General features: G+C 63.7%; 2 protein-coding genes and 1 pseudogene. All 3 read right to left on the bottom strand.

The genetic code is table 11. From position 1 onward, the window contains the following. Positions 1–249: pseudogene (locus VGD20_RS09795) on the bottom strand (PQQ-dependent dehydrogenase, methanol/ethanol family); the annotation flags it as partial. 226 nt (positions 250–475) lie between these two features. Beyond that, on the bottom strand, positions 476–1,315 hold the full coding sequence (gene map, locus VGD20_RS09790) for a type I methionyl aminopeptidase (protein WP_331134260.1): 840 nt from the start codon (positions 1,313–1,315) through the stop codon (positions 476–478). A 64-nt stretch (positions 1,316–1,379) separates the two neighbouring features. After that, positions 1,380–3,719: an ATP-dependent Clp protease ATP-binding subunit ClpA gene (gene clpA / locus VGD20_RS09785; protein WP_331134259.1), complete on the bottom strand. Its 2,340-nt coding sequence runs from the start codon at positions 3,717–3,719 to the stop codon at positions 1,380–1,382. Positions 3,720–4,411: the final 692 nt, after the last annotated feature.

Below are 4,411 nucleotides of genomic sequence, written 5' to 3'. Positions count from 1 at the left end.
GATACCGAGCTGCCCCACATTCTTGTCGTTGATGTCGGTGAGCGGGCTGAAGCGTTGCTCGTCATAGCTGTAGCCGATGCCGCCCCAATCATCGCCATTGCCGCCGGTCTTGAGCAGGGTCTCGCTGGCTTTCTCGGCTTCGTCGAGCGATCCGGTCCCTGAAATACTGTCATTCTTCGATGCGTTGCATGAAGCCAATGCCAGTGCCGCGCCGCCCAGCAGCGCGGCCGTCCAGACCCGTTTCGCCATATCGCTCTCCCTGTACGCCTATCGTTGACGTTAACGTCAAGACTGCGCGCGAAGGCGCAAGGGTGCAAGCGGGAAAATGGGGGGTGGGGGAGGGGGTTTGGCGCGCGACGCACTGGCTGTTCCCCGGCGAAGGCCGGGGCCCAGAGCGAAATAGAGCCGGCGTTGCGTGAGAACGCTCTGGACCCCGGCTTTCGCCGGGGAACAGTTAATTGCGATTACGCGGCTATCACTGCCAAGGCGGCGCGTTCAGGCCTTTGGGGCTGGCGGTGAAAATCTCGCAGCCGGTCTCGGTAATGCCGATGCTGTGTTCGAACTGCGCCGACAGCGAGCGGTCGCGGGTGACCGCGGTCCAGCCGTCGGGGAGCATCTTCACCGCATATTTGCCGGTGTTGATCATCGGCTCGATCGTGAAGAACATGCCGGGGCGGAGTTCGGGGCCGGTGCCGGGGCGGCCGGCGTGGACAACCTCGGGCGCGTCGTGGAACATCTGGCCGAGACCGTGGCCGCAGAAATCGCGGACGACCGAATAGCGGTGGCGCTCGGCATGCGTCTGGATCGCGTGCGCGACGTCGCCCATGCGGTTGCCGGGCTTCGCCTGCTCGATCCCGAGCATCAGGCATTCATAGGTGACCTCGACGAGCCGCTTCGCCTTGATCGGTACGTCGCCGACCAGATACATGCGGCTCGTGTCGCCGTGCCAGCCGTCGACGATGCTGGTGACGTCGATGTTGACGATGTCGCCCTCGCGCACCGGCTTGTCGTCGGGGATGCCGTGGCAGACGACATGGTTGATGCTGGTGCAGCAGCTGTGCGTGAAACCGCGATAGCCCAATGTCGCGGGAATACCGCCGCCCTCTAACATCATCGTGCGGACGAGGTCGTCGATCTGAGCAGTCGTCACGCCCGGCTGGACGAAGGGAACGAGCGCATCGAGGATTTCGGCCGACAGCCTGCCTGCCTTGCGCATGCCGGCAAAGCCCGCTTCGTCGTGGAGCTTGATCGTGCCGTCGCGAACGCGGGCAGGGGCCGCAGCGTCGGCGGCGGTTACAGAGACATAGTCGTACATAGGGGTGATATAGTCGCTGGAGGCTGAAAAAGCGAGGGGCGGCACGCTGGCCGCCCCTCCGTCTTTATTCGGCAGCCTTCTTCGCCTTGTCGGCTTTCGGCTTGCCCTTGCCGGCCTTGGGCGCAGCGGGGGTGATTTCGAAGGCCAGCGGGTTGCCGACATGGGCGTCGTCGCCGGTCTTCATCTTCACCTTGACCTCGCCGCCGTGGACGAGCTTGCCGAAGAGCAGTTCCTCGGCGAGGGGCTGCTTGATCTTTTCCTGGATCAGGCGGCCCATCGGACGCGCGCCATAGAGCTTGTCATAGCCCTTGCCGGTCAGCCATTCGCGCGCCGCATCGTCGAGCTGGATATGGACGTTGCGGTCGGCAAGCTGCATTTCGAGCTGGAGGATGAACTTGTCGACGACGCGCGCGACGACTTCGGGCGGCAGGTAACCGAAGGGCACGATCGCATCGAGGCGGTTGCGGAATTCGGGGGTGAAGAGATTCTTCACCGCTTCTTCCTGCACATCCTCGCGCGTGAACGCGCCGAAGCCGATGCCCTCGCGTGCCATGTCGCTGGCGCCCGCATTGGTCGTCATGATCAGGATGACGTTGCGGAAGTCGACCGTCTTGCCATGATGATCGGTCAGGCGGCCGTGGTCCATGACCTGCAACAGGATGTTGAACAGGTCGGGATGCGCCTTTTCGATCTCGTCGAGCAGCAGCACGCAATGCGGATTCTGGTCGATCGCATCGGTGAGCAGACCGCCCTGATCGTAACCGACATAGCCCGGAGGCGCGCCGATCAGGCGGCTGACCGAATGGCGCTCCATATATTCGGACATGTCGAAGCGTTGGAGCGGGATGCCCATGATCGACGCAAGCTGCTTCGCGACCTCGGTCTTGCCGACGCCGGTCGGACCGCTGAACAGATAATTGCCGATCGGCTTTTCGGGATCGCGCAGGCCCGCGCGGCTCAATTTGATCGCCGACGACAGCACCTCGATCGCGGTGTTCTGGCCGAACACGACGCGCTTGAGGTCGGTCTCCAGGCTCGCGAGCGTCGCCTTGTCGTCGGTCGAGACCGACTTGGGCGGGATGCGCGCCATCGTCGCGATCACGGCTTCGATCTCCTTGGCGGTGATCGTCTTCTTGCGCTTCGACGGGGCGACGAGCATCTGCATCGCGCCGACCTCGTCGATCACGTCGATCGCCTTGTCGGGCAATTTGCGGTCGTTGATGTAGCGCGCCGACAGGTCGACCGCGGCGTTGATCGCATCCTGCGTGTAGCGCACCTGGTGGTGCGCCTCGAATGCGCTGCGCAGGCCCGCAAGGATCTTCTTGGTATCCTCGAGGCTCGGCTCGATCACGTCGATCTTCTGGAACCGGCGGAGAAGCGCGCGGTCCTTTTCGAAATGGTTGCGGAACTCCTTGTACGTCGTCGAGCCGATGCAGCGGATCGCGCCGCCCGACAAGGCGGGCTTGAGCAGGTTCGATGCATCCATCGCGCCGCCCGACGTCGCACCGGCACCGATGACGGTGTGGATTTCGTCGATGAACAGGATCGCGTGCGGCAGGCCTTCGAGTTCGGTCACGACCTGTTTCAGCCGTTCCTCGAAATCGCCGCGATAGCGCGTGCCGGCAAGCAGCGCGCCCATGTCGAGCGAATAGATCACCGCGGGCAGCAGCACCTCGGGCACGTCGCCCTCGACGATCTTGCGCGCGAGGCCTTCGGCGATCGCGGTCTTGCCGACGCCGGGATCGCCGACATAGAGCGGGTTGTTCTTGCTGCGGCGGCAGAGGATCTGGATCGTGCGGTCGACCTCGGCGCTGCGGCCGATCAGCGGATCGACCTTGCCGACCTTGGCCTTCTCGTTGAGGTTGACGGTAAACTGGTCGAGCGCGGTTTCCTTCTTGGATTTGCCTTCGCTCTTGTCCTTCGCCTCTTCCTTTTCCTCGGGCTCGGCCTGCGGCGAGGGCTTGCCGCCCTTGCCGACGCCGTGGCTGAGGTAGGACACCGCGTCGAGGCGCGTCAGGTCCTGCTGCTGGAGGAAATAGACGGCGTAGCTTTCGCGTTCGGAGAAGAGCGCGACAAGGACGTTGGCGCCCGTCACCTCATCCTTGCCCGACGACTGGACGTGCAGGATCGCGCGCTGGACGACGCGCTGGAAACCCGACGTGGGCGACGGGTCGCTGTGGCCCTCGACCTTCAAACTGTCGAGTTCGGTATCGAGATAGTGGACGACCGCCGATTGCAGGTCGTCGAGCGCGACGCCGCACGCGCGCATCACTTCGGCGGCATGATCGTCGTCGATCAGCGCGTAGAGCAGATGCTCAAGCGTCGCATATTCGTGGTGGCGCTCCGAAGCAGCCTTCAGCGCGTTGTGTAATGTCTTTTCGAGGCTTTCCGAAAAGGACGGCATGGTCTTCATCTCCTTGCGGGGACCAGGCCGGGGAGAGCGGCCCCCTTAGAAATGCAACGTGGCGATGCCGCCGCCCCACCGCAAGGGAAAAGCGGATGGCTTTGTGAAATTACGATGACGGGGTTGCACTATGGTTAACAGAGCGTTGAGGATTTGCAGTAGCCTACGCAATCCGCCTCGTCTCCCCGGACTTGATCCGGGGTCCAGAAGGCGAGGGCTGCCGTGGATCCCGGATCAAGTCCGGGATGACGATGGAGAGGGTCGGCTTTTCCAAAGTTCAGTAAAGTTCAGCCCCATGCGCCCCCGCTTTGGATCCCCCGGCGTGCCGGACGCGCCCGCCGTGGCCGCACCCGCAAGCCGGGCAGCGACCGCTTTCGTTCGCCAAATGAAAGAGCCGGATGAAGGCTGGCATAGCCGGATAATGTAGGAAAGGCCTTTTTTCCAGGCGTCCGATTTGGGGTGGTGAGTTGACGTTTAGGAAGCGCGTGACGATCCCCTCCCGCAGGCGGGAGGGGCAGCGAGGCTTGCCAGCTGGCTGGCTAGCCGCAGCGGGGTGGGCCATCGCACCGTCGCTGCCCACCCCCGACCCCTCCCGCCTGCGGGAGGGGAGAAGAAACGTCCGCAATCGGTCGTCGGCAGCCGTTCAGGCCGCCTTTTTCGCCTGCCGGTATTTGTGGAGCAGCGGTTCGGTA

The sequence above is a fragment of the Sphingopyxis sp. genome, from assembly GCF_036402335.1.
GTDB lineage: Bacteria > Pseudomonadota > Alphaproteobacteria > Sphingomonadales > Sphingomonadaceae > Sphingopyxis.
The sequence above is the reverse complement of the archived record's forward strand: the minus strand, read 5'-3'. Positions and strand labels throughout refer to the sequence as shown.

What these genes read in the sequence shown, in the direction of transcription:
- clpA (WP_331134259.1), bottom strand. Translation starts at nt 3,719, where the DNA reads ATGCCGTCCTTTTCGGAAAGCCTCGAAAAGACATTACACAACGCGCTG.
- map (WP_331134260.1), bottom strand. Translation starts at nt 1,315, where the DNA reads ATGTACGACTATGTCTCTGTAACCGCCGCCGACGCTGCGGCCCCTGCC.